Below are 15794 nucleotides of genomic sequence, written 5' to 3' on the forward strand. Positions count from 1 at the left end.
CTTAACTTTTTATTTAAGCAATTTTTCGGATGTTCTGCTGCCTTTAGTCGAAACAAGATAACGGTATAAAATATAGTATTTTTACACAAACAAGATACCGCAATGGACATCTAGTCCATTGCGGTATCTCAACGGAAAAAGGTCGCTTAAAAGCTGGCGATCTCTTCCGGGGTAAGCTCCCGCCATTCGCCAGGAGCAAGGTCATCGGGCAACAATACATCACCAATCGAGCGGCGATGTAGCGCGTTAACGTGGTTGCCTAAAGCGGCAAACATGCGCTTCACCTGATGGTAGCGCCCTTCGGTAATGGTGAGTTCCGCTTGTTGCGGGGTGATAAAACGCAGCATGGCGGGCTGGGTAGGCGTTTCCTCACCTTCCAGTAAGATACCCTCAGCCACCTGTCCTATCGCCTGCTGGGCGGCCTCGCCTTCCATCGGCTCAGCCAACTCCGCTATATAGACTTTGGCACAGCGGTGGCGTGGCGAGGTAACTCGGTGCGACCATTGGCCATCATCGGTCAGTAACAGTAGGCCCGTGGTATCCACATCTAGCCGCCCTACTGGCTGCAGCCGCTCCACTTTAGGTAAGTCGATAATGTCGATTACCCGCGGGTAGAGACCGCGGCGGGCCGTACACTCCACATCCACCGGTTTATGCATCATCACGTAGCGCAGCCCCACTAGGGCGAGCCGTTCGCCGTTAAGCTTCACTTCGTCGTGTTCGGTATCTACCTGGGTGGCCGCCTGCTTGATCGGCTCGCCGTTGAGCGTCACTTCACCGTTTTTGAGCGCCCGTTTTGCGAGGCTGCGGGTTAGTGGTGTGGTCTCACTTAAAAAACGATCAAGGCGCATTATTGCCCCACTCCTGGCAGCAACGAAAAGCGGTCGGCATCTTGCCAGGCAGGAAATTTTTCACGAAAGGCATCTAGGTCCGTTTTATCTAACGTCCCCGTTTCAATAAACGGAGTATGGGCGGGATGGTCGATCAGCGGTTCGCCTTTAAAATCGACCAGCATGGAGTCGCCGCTATAGGCCAGCCCCTTGGCATCTTCACCCACGCGGTTAACACCCACCACGTAGGCGAGGTTTTCCACCGCGCGCGCCTGTAGCAAGGTTCGCCACGGATGCCGCCGAGGAGCGGGCCAATTAGCCACGCACAGGATGGCATCATACTCGAAATGCTCGCCCTCTGCTGGCTGCTGGCGCATCCATACGGGGAAACGCAGGTCGTAGCACACGCTGAGCTGCAGCTTAAAACCGTTGAGTTCTACGATGTGGCGCTGCTTGCCCATGCCATAGCGTTCATGCTCCCCGGCCATGCGAAACAGGTGGCGTTTGTCGTAGTAGCTCACTTCTCCCGTTGGCGTTGCCCACACCATACGGTTGTAGTACTGGCCGTCGTCAACAATGGCGACGCTGCCGGTCACCACGCAGCCCCTTGCCTTCGCCTGGGTTTGCAGCCAGGCAACGCTTTGGCTCTCTTTCATGGGCTGCGCCATTTCCCGGGAATTCATCGTGAAACCGGTGGCAAACATCTCTGGCAGTACAATCAGGTCAGTGTCGCGACTATCTAAATCACCCAGCAGTGCTTCTAAATGCGTGTGGTTGGCTTGGGGATCTTCCCAGCGTAAGTCGCACTGCACCAGGCTAGTTTTTAATTGACTCATGCCACGTCTCCTTTGCATCGGTGTCTTTATCAATTGTGTGCTAGATTAGCATTTTTACTTAATGAGGCTGCTATGCTTCCATCAGCTCCTCGGGACCCTGAAGCGGTCAAAGGCGTCATGTTTGGCTTAACCGCCTACACCATGTGGGGGTGTTTCCCGCTGTTTTTTGCCCTCTTTGACGGGGTTCCGGCCTTTGAGATCTTGATTCACCGCATTTTGTGGTCGTGCCTATTCCTGGTGGGGCTGATTAGCGTGTTGGGCCGCTGGTCACCGGTCGTGGCTGCATTGGTGCAGCCTAAGCGCTTGGGCCGAGTGTTAGCCTGCGCGCTGCTGATCGCCTTTAACTGGGGCATCTATATCTATGCGGTGGAGAGCAAACAGGTGCTGCAAGCCAGTTTAGGCTACTTTCTCACCCCGTTGGTGAATGTAGCACTGGGCATGCTAGTACTTCGGGAAGTCATGGCGAAGCTACAGCTTGTGGCGCTGGGCCTCGCCAGCCTTGCCATTGCGATTCAATTTATCATGCTGGGTGAATTACCGTGGCTTAGCTTGCTGCTTGCTCTTAGCTTCGGCAGCTATGGGCTGTTTCGTAAGCAAGTGCCACTGGATGGACTGTCAGGCCTCTTCGTGGAAACGCTGCTGCTATTCCCGCTGGCGCTAATGGCGCTTACCTGGATGAGCTGGCAGGGCGAGTCACATTTCCTCCACGATGCGCCCATGTCCGCGCTGTTAGTCGTGAGCGGAGTCTTAACTGCCCTGCCGTTGATGGCCTTTGCAGGCGCGGCGCGTCGCTTACGCTTGGCCACGCTGGGGTTCTTAATGTATATCAACCCCAGCATTCAGTTCCTAATTGCCTTGACGATTTTCGGTGAGCCCCTGGGCATGATCCAACTCGCTACGTTCTTGATGATCTGGACCGGTCTTGCGCTCTACTCATGGTCATCATGGCAATCACGCCCGCGTCAAGCGGTGGTTTGACGAAGCAGTCGGTAACGCTGGCTGCTCTTTATGGGCCACACTGGTTGCGGTGTGTTTTTCCGGCTGGTAGCCAACACGGAAACCGCCCCAGTGCTTGCCATTAATATAAATCGGCACTGAGAGGTCGTGCATGATCTCGCCAGTATCACGCTTGTAGGTTTGCAGTAGCAGCGGTTTCTCGTGGGCACCGCAGCGACTACCGGTAGGATCGTCGAAAATACGCTTGCTGCGGCAATACTTCAGATCGTGATCATAATCGCCAGTTGGCGGGCGGCTTACCGCAGCATTGTGGGTAGGCACGTAGCCGTTACGGTCACAAGCAATGGCATAGCTCAAGCTATACTCGGTAAGTAGTGGCTCCTGTAAGGTAGGAAGATGCTGGTCTGTAAAGGTGTCAAAGCCCGTATGGTAAAGCGGCGGCCGGGTGCCGCTGATGGCAGCGTAGTCCGGTTGGAACAACGCGCTTTCCGATAGCTCGCCACGGATAATGGCTTTTTCAAACAGCTTGCCGATGCGGTCAGCGGTTTGGCGGGCAACCAGAAAGACGGTTTGATGCCGCCCCTGTAGACGCTGCTGCGCCAGTTCGCCGTCAACACCTTCTGCGGCATCCATGAGCGCACGCGCCTGAAGGGCCAACTCGTGCATGTTGCGGTTGCCTTCATCTACATCGTCCTCCAACTGGCTCAGGCTGTCGGCCACCGTTTGGCTATGTTCTTTAGTACTGGCCATAGCATCGGCAACGCTGGTGATCTCCTGCTGGACTTGATCAAACTCTTCGGTCATCGTGGCTAAGCTGCTGCCTACTCGTTGCATCCCCTGGGAGCGTTCGCGAACCCGCGTCATCAAATCCCCCATGGTGGCCACCACGCTCTGACCGCTCTGATGCATATCTTTGACCAGCTCATCAACGCTTTGCGTCGCCGTCGAAGTCTTCAAAGCGAGGTTACGCACTTCTCCTGCGACCACAGCAAAGCCCCTGCCATGCTCACCTGCTCGAGCGGCTTCAATGGAGGCATTCAGTGAAAGCAGATGGGTCTGTTCGGCAATGCCTTCAATCATTGAGGTGACGCTGCGCACACGCTCAATTTTATCGTTGAGTGCAGTCAGCATATCCAGCGCTTGGTTAGAGCGCTCAGCCACATCGGTCATATCATGGATGATAGCAGTTAGTTCATCGTGATTATGATGGCTAGCTTGCTGAGCATTATCGGCAAGGGCAGCCACCTGGGTAGCACTGGCACTGACCTGCATAATGGCAGCATTGATAGCGCTCATACTAGAGGATGCTTCGCTAGCCATAGTCTCCTGTTTGCCCAGCCGCTGAGCCATCAAGTCAGCGTAATGGGACACTTCCGCCGAGGCAATGGCCGTGCTACTGGCACGATTCATTAACCGGTAAGCCATAGCGCGCAGCGAGCCATAGTCTCTCAGGGGTTTTAGCCCGCGCACCGATTGCTTCAACCGGTGCTGATCAGCGCTATAAACACTATATAATCCGACAGCCATCACCCCCATACCACCCAATGAAGCGCACAACACAGCGAGGTATTTCCAAGCACCTGGCTGAGACACCAGCCCGATAGAGGCTATCAGTAGTAGCAATGGCACCAGCCAACGAAGTAGTCGCATGTGAGGCACTCTTTTTTAGTTGACGTTGTTGAGTTGGAAAGCGCTGGGATGTAGGAGACCCCTCTTTCTCAGTAATCTTAACGGGTTATGCTAATGAAAGAAGTAGCACTTTGGGGGAAGAGCGATGTGTATTGCTGGCAAGGAAACGGCAAATGCCGTAATTATCGTTATAACGCGCTAAACTATTGCCTTTATTTTCAATGCTGCCCTTATGCACACTCGGCCTAAGCCATAGGAGTTTATGTTTAAGCGCTATTTGCCTATTTTTACCTGGCTGCCCCACTACCATAAGCGTTTGCTTGGAGCCGACCTTCTGGCAGGCTTAATTGTGACCGTTATGGTCATACCTCAATCGCTAGCTTATGCCCTGCTTGCGGGATTGCCAGCCGTGGTAGGCCTCTATGCGAGTATTCTGCCGCAACTGCTGTATACCTTTCTTGGCACCAGCCGCACTCTGGCGGTAGGGCCAGTCGCCATCATCGCGCTGATGACTGGGGCCGCGCTATCCTCGGTGGCTGCGCCTGGTACCCCCGAGTACCTGCAGGCTGCGCTGGTGCTCTCGCTGCTCTCAGGTGCCATTTTGGTGGCCATGGGCGCGCTAAAGATGGGCTTTTTCAGCAACTATTTAAGCCACCCGGTTATTTCGGGCTTTTTAACCGCTTCGGGAATTTTGATTGCCGTTAGCCAGTTAGGCAGCCTGTTGGGCGTTTCAAGCAGTGGCTTCACCCTGGTAGAGCGCCTGATGACGCTGCTACCTAATCTACCCACCTTCAATCCTTACACGGTTGTCATTGGCGGTGGAACGCTGCTGTTTCTGGTGCTGATGCGCCGTTACAGCAAACAAAGCTTGATAAAGGTAGGCCTTCCCGCAGCACTCGCTGATTTAATGACCAAAGCAGGGCCCGTCTTTGCGGTGGTGGTCACTACGTTGGCGGCGTGGCACTGGCAGTTGGCTTACGAGCATGGGGTAGCCGTGGTCGGCACTATTCCCAGCGGTCTGCCCGCACTTAGCTTTCCCTGGGGGGATGCGTCGTTATGGCGAGCACTATTAATACCCGCCATGTTGATTAGCCTAGTGGGGTTTGTCGAGTCGGTCTCTATGGGGCAAATGCTGGCAGCAAAACGGCGGCAGCGTATCTCTCCCAACCAGGAGCTGATTGGCTTAGGAGCCGCCAACTTAGCGGCAGGATTTACCAGCGGCATGCCTGTTACCGGCGGCTTATCCCGCACCGTCATCAACTACGATGCGGGCGCACAAACGCCTGCTGCTGGGGCCTTTGCAGCGCTCGGTATTGCACTTGTGACCATGGCGTTTACCGGCTGGCTCTACTATCTGCCCATTGCCACTCTGGCGGCCACCATCACGGTGTCTATTTTGACCCTGGTGGATATCCCCATGCTGCGCCAAACCTGGCGCTACTCCCGTAGCGACTTTGCCGCCATGGCGGTCACGATTCTATTAACACTGGTGGAAGGCATTGAAGCGGGCATTATTGGCGGGGTGACGCTCTCTATTGCGCTCTTTTTATACCGCACCAGCCGCCCTCACAGTGCGTTAGTGGGCCGAGTGCCGGATACCGAGCACTTTCGTAATGTAGAGCGGCATGATGTGGAGACGGTGAGCAACGCAGCCCTACTGCGCATCGATGAGAGCCTCTACTTCGCCAATGCCCGTTATCTCGAAGACACCGTCTACAACTTGGTGGCCAGCCGCCCAAAGCTTGAGCATGTCGTGCTGATCTGTTCAGCAGTCAACCTGATTGACGCCTCGGCCTTGGAGAGTCTGGATGCCATCAATGCTCGCTTGAAAGATTCCGACGTCAAACTGCACTTATCAGAGGTGAAAGGCCCGGTGATGGACCAGTTGAAAAAAAGCGACTTCCTGGATGCGTTAACCGGGCGGGTATTTTTAAGCACCTACGCGGCATGGCGGCAATTCTCTTAGCTTAGGAACGCATAAACCACTGAAAATCCAGGCAACCGCCTGGCTTTTTTTGTGAGCCTAAGGACTATTTTTGACTGCCCACCAGAACAGCGTTGACAGCCTCTCTAGCCTTACCTACTATCACTCGACCACTTAGCAAAACCAAATACCGCATAGCAAAACACAAAGTAGCTAAACGTAACGAACCTAAAAGTAACAATCACAATAGAAGCAACCACAATAAAGGAGCATCTCAATGCGTCCGTTTGCTCACCGCCTACTCATCGCCGCACTTCCCCTTTCTTTATTGAGTGCATCAATCAGCCATGCCAGCGAGGTAGAACTCCCTGGCACTATGGCCTGGACGGCCTACGGCACCAACTCTAGCGGTTACGCCCAAGCCGTTGCGATTGGCAATATGCTGCAGAATAAGTACGACTCTTCTGTGCGCATTCTGCCTGGTGATAACGATGTTTCCCGTATGACGCCCCTTAAACAGGGTCGCGTTGACCTGTGCGCTTGCGGTATCGCCAGCTACTACGGCGCTGAAGGGGTCATGATGTTTGCCGACCGCGATTGGGGTCCGCAGCCGCTGCGCGTGATTACCACCTCTACCGCGTCGTTTGGTCTGTCGCTGGCTGTGGCGGGTGATTTGGACGTTGAAACCCCCGCCGATTTAGCAGGCAAACGCATTGCTTATATTCGCGGTGATGATGCCCTGAACAAAGGCACTGAGGCGTACCTTGCCTTCGGCGGCCTAACCTGGGATGACGTTGAACGCGTTGACTACCCCGGCTATGCCCGCTCTTTCGACGGCATTATTGCTGGCGATGTGGACGCCTCGTTCACTACCACCGTTACACCGCCCGCTCAGCAGCTCGCGAGCAGCCCACGGGGCGTTAGCTGGCCGGTGCTTGACCCTAACGATGAAGCTGGCTGGGAACGCATGGCGGCGGTGGCACCCTACTTCCGCCCCCATGAAGTCACCGCCGGTGCAGGCGGCATTAGCGCCGACAACCCGGTACCCAGCGCCAGCTATCCCTACCCCATTGTGGTGGCGAATCAAGACCTTGAAGACAATGTCGCTTACGGTTTAATCAAAGCGATGCAGGAAAACTACGACGGCTACAAAGATAACGCGCCGGGTGCAGTGGGCTACGCGCTGGAGTACCAGGATTTACAGTGGGTAATCCCATTCCACGACGCAGTGGTGGAGTACTACAAAGAGATCGACGTGTGGACCGATGAGATGCAGGCCCACCAAGACCAACTCGTTGAGCGTCAAAACGTATTAATGCAGGCCTGGGAGCAGTTTATGCAAGACGCACCCAGCGATGCCGATACGTTTACTACTGACTGGATGGCCGCCCGCGCTACGGCGCTCACCGATGCTGGGTTCGAGCCGATCTTCGAGTAACTCGCCACGGGGCGGCGCTCGCCGCCCCTGCTGATTGATGGAACGCCCTATGACCACCGATACCGCACCTGCCAGCACGCCGCAGGTTAAAGAAAAGATCAGCCAAATCCGCGAGCTGCCTCTGGCGCTTCGTTGGGTGCCTGCCACCGTCACCGTATTACTGATGATGATGACGCTGGACTACCTGTTTAACTGGGGCTTGCTCACGTTCGTGACCGGGCTAGAAACTCAGTTTTACTATGCAGTGGTGGCACTGCTTCTGCCGCTCGTGTTTCTGCTATGGCCCATGCGCAGCAGCCAGCAGGAGCAATCGATTCCCTGGTATGACTACCTGCTTAGCGCTGTCACGCTAATTGTGGGCGGCTACTTTGTGTATAACGCTGTTCCCATTCTGGAGCGCGGCTGGGCGTTTGCAGCTCCGGATATCGCCATTTATTTCAGCTATGCCTACTGGTTATTGATTATCGAAGCCGCCCGCCGAGCCGGCGGTTTGCCGATTGCCATCATTGCCGGGGTGTTCTCGCTTTACCCCTTAGTAGCCGATATCGTTCCTGGCCCGATCCAGGCATTCCCTTCTAGCCTGCCTGAAACGGCGATGTACCACACCATGAGCACCGAAAGCATCATGGGGGTTCCGCTACAGGCGTTTGCAGGCCTGGTGATTGGCTTTCTGGTGTTTGGCGTGGTGCTGCAGAAAAGCGGCGGCGGCAAATTCTTCATTAATTTAGCCTTTGCGCTTTTAGGCCATGTACGCGGCGGCCCGGCTAAGGTGTCGATTTTTTCCAGCGGACTGATGGGCTCCATGAGCGGCAGCGTGATCAGTAACGTGCTGACCACCGGGGTACTCTCGATTCCGGCCATGCGCCGCATTGGCATGAGCCGCTCGTTTGCGGGCGGTGTGGAAGCCTGCGCCTCAACCGGTGGCGTATTGATGCCCCCAGTGATGGGCGCCACCGCCTTCGTGATGGCCATGTTCCTGGATATTCCCTACTCAGCAGTGGCGCTGGCAGCGGTCATCCCCTCGATTCTCTATTTCCTTGGTCTGTTCATTCAAATTGATGCCTATGCCGCGCGCAATGACATCAAAGGCCTGCCCGCCATCGAGCTGCCGTCGATTAAGCAAACGCTGAAAGAGGGCTGGTACTTTATCTTCGTCTTCGGCCTGCTGGTGTGGATGCTGCTGATCATGCAACGCGAAGCGGTTGCCCCATTCTATGCGACCGCCCTGCTGTTAGTGCTCAACCAGCTCTCTAAGCAGAATCGCTGGGGTTGGAAGGATGTCACCGAGACGCTCTCGTCGGCGGCCAAGCTGTTTGCTGAGCTTATCGCCATTCTGGCGGGCGTGGGTATGTTGGTAGGCGCGCTCTCCATGACCGGCCTGTCGGGCACCATTGCCAACGACTTTATCAATATCGCCGGCGGCAGCGTGCCATTGCTGCTAATTATGGGCGCGGTCACCAGCTTTGTGTTGGGCATTGGCATGACCGTTACCGCGGCCTATATCTTCCTGGCGGTGGCGCTCGCCCCTGCGCTGATTCAAGGCGGCGGTCTAGACCCCATGGCGGTGCACATGTTCATCCTCTACTGGGGCATGCTCAGCTTTATCACGCCGCCCGTGGCACTGGGTGCTTTTGCCGCCGCCACCGTGGCCGGTGCCCGCCCGATGGAAACCGGCCTGCAGGCCATGCGCCTAGGCAGCGTGATTTACTTTATCCCCTTCCTATTCGTGCTGAACCCCGCGCTGATCATGCAGGGCGAACCATTGATGATCATTGCCGTGTTTATCCAAGCGGTTATCGGCATCATCCTGTTTGCCTCCGCGATGCAAGGCTACCTGATGGGCGTGGGTCGTTTGGGTTACGGCGCGCTGCAGGAAATCGTGATTCGTGCGCTGGTACTGATCGCGGGGCTACTGCTCGCCCTACCGGGCGGCGGCATGGTACCGCTAAGCCAGTGGGAGTTGATTGGTTTAGCCGCCGTGGCGCTGCTACCCGCCGTGGTGCTTGCCCGCCTTAGCCAGCGCCATCACCAGCGTTCGCTCACTGCCAACGCTTAATGCCACCCTCGAGGATTCTTATGAGCACAAAAACAAATCTCACCCTCGTACTCGGTAGTTTAACGGCAGGCCTGCTGACGGCTGGCAGCGCCAGCGCCATGCCTAGCACGCTGAACTGGACCGCGTATGGCACCGGCACCAGTGGCCATGCGCAGATTATGGCCATCAGCCAGCTGCTACAGGAGGAGCACGGCACTCAGTCCCGCGTCATCCCGGGTGAAAACGACACCATGCGCATGACACCGCTGAAAACTGGCCGCGTGGATCTCTGCGCATGCGGCATTGCCAGCTACTACGGCTCTGAAGGCGTGATGATGTTCGCCGGGCCGGACTGGGGCCCGCAGCCCATTCGGGTGATTTCTACCTCCATGGCCAGCTTTGGGTTAGGTATGGCCGTGGCAGGCGACGTAGAGATGGATTCCATCGCCGATCTGGAAGGTAAACGTCTAGCCTACCTGCGCGGCGACGACGCGCTGAACAAAGCCGCTGAAGCCTACCTAGCTTTCGCGGGTTTGACCTGGGATGACGTCGAGCGCGTTGACTTCCCCGGCTACAACGCCGCCTTCGACGGCATTATCAGCGGCCGTGCCGATGCCGCTATTACCACCACCGTGACACCGGCGGCGCAGCGGTTAGCGGCTAGCCCTCGTGGCTTACAGTGGCCAGAACTGCCCACTGACGATGAAGCAGGCTGGGCACAGATGCTGGAGGTGGCCCCCTACTTCCAACCCCACGACGTCACTTCAGGCGCAGGTATTAACGCTGACCACCCGCTTGCCAGCGCCAGCTACCCCTATCCGATCATGGTGAGCAACGCCGATTTAGCGCCAGAAACCGTCACCGGCTTGATCACCACGCTAGTGGAGTCCTTCGACGACTATAAAGATAACGCCCCAGGGGCTAGCGGCTATGCCCTTGAGAATCAAAACATGACCTGGGTGGTGCCTTTCCACGATACCGTGGTGGCGTACTACCAAGAAAGCGGTGTATGGACCGATGAAATGGACGCCCACCAGAACGCTTTGGTGGAGCGGCAACAGCTGCTAATGGACACCTGGGAAGCCTATCAAGCCGATGCGCCCGAAGACGAAGCGGCGTTTATCGACGGCTGGATGGAAACCCGGCGGGCTGCCTTACAAGAAGCTGGGTTAAACCCCGTTTTTTGATGTTGCTTCAATCACGACGGAAATCATTACCTAAGGCCGCCTCTGCGCGGCCTTTTGTTTAGCCAACAACGTTCCGCAATGCAGAACGTTGTTTTGCATTATTGACTCCAACGGCGTCTTTCGCCATGATCACCTAATTCCGAATAACAACTTTAAATTTCATATAGCGAAATACGGGAGCCACTATGAGTGTTCACTACCAGCGACATGGCGAGGTCGGCGTCATTAGTATCGCTAACCCGCCCGTCAACGCATTGAGCCAAGCGGTGCGTAGCGGTTTGCTCAGCGCCCTTGAAGAGGGGTTGGCCGACCAGCAGGCCCAAGCACTGGTGGTGATAGCAGAGGGGCGAACCTTTATCGCCGGGGCCGATATACGTGAATTTGGTAAGCCGCCCCAGGCACCGCTGCTACCGGATGTCATTACACAGCTAGAAGCCTGCCCCAAACCGCTCATCGCATCGCTACACGGCACTGCGCTGGGAGGCGGCTTAGAAGTCGCGCTGGGTTGCCACTATCGAATTGCGCTGACAGGCACCCGCGTTGGTTTACCGGAAGTGAAGCTTGGCTTACTGCCCGGCGCAGGCGGTACCCAGCGGCTGCCCCGTTTGGTAGGTGTTGAAAGATCCCTAGAAATCATCACCAGCGGGCGCTTTGTAGACGCCGCTGAAGCGCAGGATATCGGCATTATCGATGCCATCAGCGATGCCCAAACACCGCTGGAAGCGGGTTTGGCAGCGGCAAAAGAGGTATTAGCGGGACAACAGCAGGCGCGCATCACCGGTCAGTTACCCGCTCCAGAGGCCAACCCCCTGGCCATTGCTGCCATGCGAGAGCAGCTTGAAACCAGCGTACCAGCTCTGTTCTCTCCGTTTCGCATTGTGGACGCCGTTGACGCCTGCACCAAAGCCACATCTCTGGAAGAGGGTTTGCGCCGCGAGCGTGAGCTATTTCTTGCCTGTATGGACTCCCCGCAGCGCGCAGGGCTGATTCACCTCTTTTTTGCCGCTAGAAATCCCCATGTCGTCCCTGGCGTAGACAATGCTGAGCCCTTTGCGCAGATCGCCCTCATCGGTGAGCACACGCTGTTTGAGACGTTTCATACCGCCGCCCAGCGCGCCAACATAACGCTTACCGATACCCCAAACGATAGCACCGAGCTGTGCCTGCTCGCCCCTGGCGAAGATGTCAGCACCTGCCCTTCTCAAGCCGTCACCGTAGCGCTGCAGCCACTCACCGACAGTGCCTCAGCCACACTCCTAAGCCTAGTACTTGCCGAGCGCGGCCCGTTCCATGAATTGGTGAATCACCACGCCAGCGCGACCGACCAGCAGCGGGCTGCCTTAACGCTCAAAGCGCTGCGGGCCAACGTGGTGGTTAGCAAGTCGCCTAGCGTATTGAGCACGCTGTATAACGCCGCAAAGCAAGCGCCCGACAACGACGCTCAGTCAGCCATGGAGCAGGCGAGCCTGACGCTAGCGCAGCAAGGTGCCTGCTACCGCGAGAGCGATATTGATCTGCTGGCAGTGGAAGCGTTGGGCTACCCCCGCCATTTAGGCGGGCCGCACCGCCATGCCTCTCTGCCATCCCATTTATCGACTCACAAAAAGACGCCTTCCGAGGATGCACACTCATGAACCTGACGTTTAGCCCCGAAGAGCAGGCATTCCGCGAGGAAGTCCGCCGATTTTTAGCCGATGCACTGCCGAGCGACATCCGTGAGCGCGTGCGCCTAGGCCGCCATCTACCCGCCGATGACCACATCCGCTGGCAGAATATTCTCAGCGATCAAGGGTGGCTTGCCGCCAACTGGCCTGTTGAACACGGCGGTCCAGGCTGGGGCCCGGTGCAGCGACATATCTTCGATGAAGAGTGTGCCGCCGCCCACGCCCCTACGGTGGTGCCCTTTGGCGTCAATATGGTCGCGCCAGTGATCATGAAATTTGGCAGTGTGGAGCAGCAACAGCACTACCTGCCGCGGATTCTTAATAACCAGGACTGGTGGTGCCAGGGCTACTCCGAGCCGGGTGCTGGCTCGGATTTGGCGGGCTTATCCACCCGCGCCATGCTCGATGGCGACCACTACATCGTCAACGGGCAGAAAACCTGGACCACCCTAGGCCAGCACGCCAACATGATGTTCTGTTTGGTGCGCACCGACCCACACGCGAAAAAACAGGCGGGTATCAGCTTCTTGCTGATCGATATGCAGACCCCCGGCATTACCGTACGGCCGATTATCACCCTCGACGGCGCTCATGAAGTCAACGAAGTGTTCCTCGATAATGTGCGCGTGCCGGTAGAAAACCGTGTGGGTGAAGAGGGCCAAGGCTGGACCTGCGCCAAATTCCTGCTAACCCACGAGCGCACCGGCATTGCCGGGCTTGGCCACGCCAAGCAGGCACTGCGACATTTGAAGTCCCTCGCCTCCCGTATGCAGCATCGCGGCAATCCGCTCTTATCGCTCCCCAGCTTTCGCCAGCGTGTGGTCAAAGCCGAGCTTGAGCTGATGGCGCTGGAAGTGACCAACCTGCGCGTGATTGCCGCAGCGCGGGATGGCGGCGTGCCGGGTGCAGAGAGCTCGCTGCTAAAAGTACGCGGCTCTGAGCTGCGCCAAGAGATCAGTGAGCTTACCCGCCGTGCGCTTGGGCCTGCTGCCCTGCCATTCTTCCCCGAGTTTCTCCATGGTGATGCGTCGCTAGATGACGAATACGCCCAAGGCGCTGCCGCCAGCGCCCAGTATTTTAATCGTCGCAAGCTGTCGATTTATGGCGGTGCCAACGAAATTCAAAAAAGCATCGTCGCTAAAACCATTTTAGGTATGTAAGGGAGTCACCATGGATTTTGCACTCACCGATGAGCAGCGCATGCTCGAAGAGACACTGACACGCTTGGTGGCCGACCAGGTAACGCCCGAGCAGCGCCGCGCTATGCTGGAAGCGCCAGCACAAGGTGCCAGCCCACTCTGGAGAACGTTCGCAGAATTAGGTCTGCTGCATATGCCGTTTAGCGAAGACGTAGGCGGGCTAGGCGGCGACGGCACCGATGTAATGATTATTATGCAAGCGTTGGGGCGCTGCTTGGTGCCGGAAGCGTACCTGTTTGGGTTAGTCATGCCCGGGCAGCTGCTTGCGCTATGCGCCAACCCCGCACAGCAGGAGCGCTGGCTGGCTCCGCTGTTAGAAGGTGAACACCAGCTCGCCTTGGCTTGGCAAGAACACACCGCCCGCTATGACGCGTTCGACATTTTGACCCAAGCGAGCCAACACGATGGCCAGTGGCAGCTTAATGGCCGCAAAGATGTCGTAATGAACCTCGGCAATGCCGCCGCCACGCTGGTGACCGCCCAACTGCCTAACGGCAAGCTAGGCGTGTTTATCGTCACTGCCAATACTCAAGGCGTCACCTCACATACCTACCGCACGATGGATAACCAGCCCGCAGGTGACCTAACGTTGAACAGCGTGACTCTGCCGCTAGAGAACTGCCTAAGCGAAGACGCAGGTGACGCATTGGCAGAGGTGCTGGCCCTGGGCCGCGCCGCACTTTGCGCAGAAGCCATTGGTGCAATGGAAACTGCCTGCGACCAAACCCTCGCCTACTTAAAAGAGCGCAAGCAGTTTGGCCTGCCGCTGGCCACGTTCCAGTCACTGCAGCACCGCATGGTGGATATGCACCTCCACCTGGAGCAGTCGCGCTCCATGGCAATTCTCGCCGCCACCAGCCTCTCGCTGCCTGCTGACGAGCGGGACTATAAAATCGCCGCTGCCAAGGCCTACTGCGGCGAGTCCGCGCGCTTTATTGCGGAACAAGCCATTCAGCTTCATGGCGGCATGGGTATGACCGAAGAGTGCTACGTGGCCCACTACGCCAAACATCTGGTGATGTTTGATCACTACCTGGGCGACAGCGACTATCACCTTGAGACGGTGAGCGAAAAGCTCGACGCCGCCTAAGGAGAAGCTCATGCACAGTGAAGAAACGTCACTTGTACGCATTGAGACTACCGAGGGCGGTATCGCCGAAGTGACCATTGCGCGCCCTGCGGTGCGCAATGCCCTCAACGAGCCTACGGCCCTGGCGCTCAATGACGCATTAGCCACCGTGGCGGCTGACCCGCAGGTACGCTGCGTGATCCTCAGCGGTGAAGGTAGCGCTTTTTGCGCCGGTGCTGATTTAGCGGAATTCGAAAAGGCCTCCACCCAGCCCGCAAGCCAACGTCTGGCAACGCTTTTTCTGCCTGCGCTGCGCAGCATGATGACGATGGAAAAGCCCGTGATCGCCGCGGTGAGCGGCGCTGCCGCGGGGATTGGTGTGTCCTACGTGCTAGCCAGCGATATGGTGGTGATGGGCCGCTCGGCTTACCTAAAACTGGCCTTTATCAATATTGGCTTGATTCCCGACGGCGGCGCTTGCTGGCATTTGGTACGCAAGCTTGGCCACGCCCAAGCTTTTGAGATGGCGGCACTGGCTACCCCAATGGATGCCGAGCGCTGTGTGGCGCTGGGCTTGGCCAACCGGGCAGTGGAAGATGATCAGGTGTTAGCGGAAGCACGAGCGATGGCACAGGCCCTGGTGGCTCAGTCACCTCAAGCGCTGGGAGCAACGAAACGGGCCATGCGACAGTCAGCGAACCTGTCGCTTGACGACACGCTAACGCTTGAAGGCGCACTGCAGGATGAGTGTAAAGCCACCGATGATTTTCATGCTCGCGTGGCTGCTTTTCGTCAGCGCCGTCGTAACTGATCCAGTGCTTGCTGATAATCCGCACGCAGCGTGGCTATTTCATCGGCCACGCTGTTCAGTGTGGTAATACCCCCCACCTAGCGTCTCCCCACTTTTCCACAGGTGGTGCTGTAACTGCCTGAATAGCGTTGAAAATTTCAGTGCTATCAACGAGATCGGGGGCTTTCCCGCCGGTATCATGTTGTTACCCCTAACACCATGAACCAAAAGGAAAA

General features: G+C 57.0%; 12 protein-coding genes. 9 read left to right on the plus strand and 3 right to left on the minus strand.

Annotation, left to right across the window (positions count from 1 at the left end; translation table 11 throughout):
- Nucleotides 1-146 precede the first annotated feature (146 nt).
- On the minus strand, nt 147-851 hold the full coding sequence (locus tag AC13CN_RS13850; protein WP_172514484.1) for a pseudouridine synthase: 705 nt from the start codon (nt 849-851) through the stop codon (nt 147-149).
- On the minus strand, nt 851-1666 hold the full coding sequence (locus tag AC13CN_RS13855; RefSeq protein ID WP_044629157.1) for an amidohydrolase: 816 nt from the start codon (nt 1664-1666) through the stop codon (nt 851-853). Before AC13CN_RS13855 ends, AC13CN_RS13850 begins: the two co-directional genes overlap by 1 nt.
- Before the next feature lie 72 nt (nt 1667-1738).
- On the opposite strand from AC13CN_RS13855, the gene rarD reads away from it, so the two are divergent.
- The gene (gene rarD / locus AC13CN_RS13860; RefSeq protein ID WP_172514485.1) at nt 1739-2644 is read left to right on the plus strand and encodes an EamA family transporter RarD; all 906 of its coding nucleotides are present in this window, start codon (nt 1739-1741) and stop codon (nt 2642-2644) included.
- On the opposite strand, the gene AC13CN_RS13865 is transcribed toward rarD, so the two are convergent.
- A complete protein-coding gene (locus AC13CN_RS13865) occupies nt 2618-4273 on the minus strand; it encodes a methyl-accepting chemotaxis protein (protein WP_172514486.1) in 1656 nt (551 codons plus the stop codon). The two genes, rarD and AC13CN_RS13865, sit on opposite strands and share 27 nt — an antisense overlap.
- A gap of 241 nt (nt 4274-4514) precedes the next feature.
- Here AC13CN_RS13865 and AC13CN_RS13870 point away from each other — a divergent pair, with 241 nt between their 5' ends.
- The 8 genes from AC13CN_RS13870 (at nt 4515) to AC13CN_RS13905 (ending at nt 15579) form a co-directional block, all read left to right on the plus strand.
- The gene (locus AC13CN_RS13870) at nt 4515-6218 is read left to right on the plus strand and encodes a SulP family inorganic anion transporter (protein WP_172514487.1); all 1704 of its coding nucleotides are present in this window, start codon (nt 4515-4517) and stop codon (nt 6216-6218) included.
- A gap of 235 nt (nt 6219-6453) precedes the next feature.
- Nucleotides 6454-7614, plus strand: a complete 1161-nt coding sequence (locus tag AC13CN_RS13875; RefSeq protein ID WP_044629161.1) for a TAXI family TRAP transporter solute-binding subunit — start codon at nt 6454-6456, stop codon at nt 7612-7614.
- A gap of 49 nt (nt 7615-7663) precedes the next feature.
- Nucleotides 7664-9670 (plus strand): TRAP transporter permease, encoded by a 2007-nt coding sequence (locus AC13CN_RS13880; protein WP_062361144.1) that lies wholly within the window; start codon nt 7664-7666, stop codon nt 9668-9670.
- 20 nt (nt 9671-9690) lie between these two features.
- Nucleotides 9691-10836: a TAXI family TRAP transporter solute-binding subunit gene (locus AC13CN_RS13885; RefSeq protein ID WP_172514488.1), complete on the plus strand. Its 1146-nt coding sequence runs from the start codon at nt 9691-9693 to the stop codon at nt 10834-10836.
- 185 nt (nt 10837-11021) lie between these two features.
- A complete protein-coding gene (locus AC13CN_RS13890; protein ID WP_228168460.1) occupies nt 11022-12470 on the plus strand; it encodes an enoyl-CoA hydratase/isomerase family protein in 1449 nt (482 codons plus the stop codon).
- Nucleotides 12467-13660 (plus strand): acyl-CoA dehydrogenase family protein, encoded by a 1194-nt coding sequence (locus tag AC13CN_RS13895; RefSeq protein ID WP_172514490.1) that lies wholly within the window; start codon nt 12467-12469, stop codon nt 13658-13660. Before AC13CN_RS13890 ends, AC13CN_RS13895 begins: the two co-directional genes overlap by 4 nt.
- A 10-nt stretch (nt 13661-13670) precedes the next feature.
- Nucleotides 13671-14789, plus strand: coding sequence for an acyl-CoA dehydrogenase family protein (locus tag AC13CN_RS13900; RefSeq protein ID WP_054645078.1), 1119 nt, complete (start codon nt 13671-13673; stop codon nt 14787-14789).
- Between the two features lie 10 nt (nt 14790-14799).
- Nucleotides 14800-15579, plus strand: coding sequence for an enoyl-CoA hydratase/isomerase family protein (locus AC13CN_RS13905; RefSeq protein ID WP_054641117.1), 780 nt, complete (start codon nt 14800-14802; stop codon nt 15577-15579).
- Nucleotides 15580-15794 lie beyond the last annotated feature (215 nt).

This window comes from Vreelandella sp. L-25 (assembly GCF_056857535.1).

Coding starts and splice junctions, on each gene's coding strand:
- AC13CN_RS13850 (WP_172514484.1), bottom strand. CDS start 851: ATGCGCCTTGATCGTTTTTTAAGTGAGACCACACCACTAACCCGCAGC.
- AC13CN_RS13855 (WP_044629157.1), bottom strand. CDS start 1,666: ATGAGTCAATTAAAAACTAGCCTGGTGCAGTGCGACTTACGCTGGGAA.
- rarD (WP_172514485.1), top strand. CDS start 1,739: ATGCTTCCATCAGCTCCTCGGGACCCTGAAGCGGTCAAAGGCGTCATG.
- AC13CN_RS13865 (WP_172514486.1), bottom strand. CDS start 4,273: ATGCGACTACTTCGTTGGCTGGTGCCATTGCTACTACTGATAGCCTCT.
- AC13CN_RS13870 (WP_172514487.1), top strand. CDS start 4,515: ATGTTTAAGCGCTATTTGCCTATTTTTACCTGGCTGCCCCACTACCAT.
- AC13CN_RS13875 (WP_044629161.1), top strand. CDS start 6,454: ATGCGTCCGTTTGCTCACCGCCTACTCATCGCCGCACTTCCCCTTTCT.
- AC13CN_RS13880 (WP_062361144.1), top strand. CDS start 7,664: ATGACCACCGATACCGCACCTGCCAGCACGCCGCAGGTTAAAGAAAAG.
- AC13CN_RS13885 (WP_172514488.1), top strand. CDS start 9,691: ATGAGCACAAAAACAAATCTCACCCTCGTACTCGGTAGTTTAACGGCA.
- AC13CN_RS13890 (WP_228168460.1), top strand. CDS start 11,022: ATGAGTGTTCACTACCAGCGACATGGCGAGGTCGGCGTCATTAGTATC.
- AC13CN_RS13895 (WP_172514490.1), top strand. CDS start 12,467: ATGAACCTGACGTTTAGCCCCGAAGAGCAGGCATTCCGCGAGGAAGTC.
- AC13CN_RS13900 (WP_054645078.1), top strand. CDS start 13,671: ATGGATTTTGCACTCACCGATGAGCAGCGCATGCTCGAAGAGACACTG.
- AC13CN_RS13905 (WP_054641117.1), top strand. CDS start 14,800: ATGCACAGTGAAGAAACGTCACTTGTACGCATTGAGACTACCGAGGGC.